We start from the raw sequence: 1,070 nt of genomic DNA on the forward strand, positions 1-1,070 counted from the left end.
GGGCGGGTGTGGGGGTGTCGGGGGGGGGGGCGTTCGTGGGGGGGGGGGGGGCGGGGGCGGGGGGGTCGTGTGGCCGCGCCCCGGCCCGGACGGGAGGTGCGCCGCGGTCTCGGGGGTGGTGTCGGGGGTGGTGTCGGGGGGTGTCAGGAGTTGCCCAGGCCGCCGCAGACGTTCAGTGCCTGGGCGGTGATGGAGGCGGCGAGGTCGGTGGTCAGGTAGCCGACGAGGCCGGCGACTTCCTGGGGGGTGGAGTAGCGGCCGAGGGGGATCTTGGCCTCGAACTGCTCCTGGACGTACTCCTCGGTGGTGTCCCAGGCCTGTGCGTAGCCGCTGCGGACCCGGGCGGCCATCGGGGTTTCCACGTATCCGGGGCAGACGGCGTTGACGGTGGTCCCGGTGGGGGCCAGTTCCTTGCCCAGTGCCTTGGTGAAGCCGATGACGGCGTGTTTGGACGCGGAGTAGGGGGCGCCCAGCAGGACGCCCTGCTTGCCGGCGGTGGAGGCGATGTTGATGATGCGGCCCCAGGGTTCGACGCCCAGGCCGCCGCTGGTGAGGACCTCGCGGGTCAGCAGGAAGACGCTGTTGAGGTTGGTGTCGATGACGTCGTGCCACAGTTCGTCGGTGATGGAGGCGGTGGCGCCGCCGCCGCTGCGGCCGGCGTTGTTGACCAGGATGCTGACGGGGGCGCCGTATGCGGCGACGGCCGCGGCGACCAGGGAGCGTACGGCGTTGCGGTCGCGTACGTCGGCGGCCGCGCCTTCCGCGCTCAGTCCTTCGGCCTGCAGGTCGGCGACGGTCTGCTTGACCGCGGTCTCGGTGCGGGCGCAGAGGAAGACGCGGTGTCCGCGGGCGCCCAGGTCCCGGGCGACGGCCAGGCCGATGCCGCTGGTGGCTCCGGTGACCAGTGCCACGGGCCGGTCGGGGGCCTTGTCTATCGCCTTCACCGTCATCTTCGACCCTTCGTCGTTCGCGTGGACGCCTTGAGCGTGCCGCAGGGCACTCGGGGCGCGGCGGAAGGGGGATGGAGGGGCGCGCGCCCGCCGGGGGGGGGCCGCCCCCGGACCGGGTGC

The 1,070-nt window shown here is 73.8% G+C and carries 1 protein-coding gene; it reads right to left on the reverse strand.

The features are described 5' to 3' along the window. Positions 1-143 precede the first annotated feature (143 nt). Positions 144-950, reverse strand: a complete 807-nt coding sequence (locus ACFWU6_RS33685) for an SDR family NAD(P)-dependent oxidoreductase (protein WP_383813297.1) — start codon at positions 948-950, stop codon at positions 144-146. Positions 951-1,070 lie beyond the last annotated feature (120 nt).

This window comes from Streptomyces sp. NPDC058674, assembly GCF_042716505.1.
Lineage (GTDB): Bacteria > Actinomycetota > Actinomycetes > Streptomycetales > Streptomycetaceae > Streptomyces.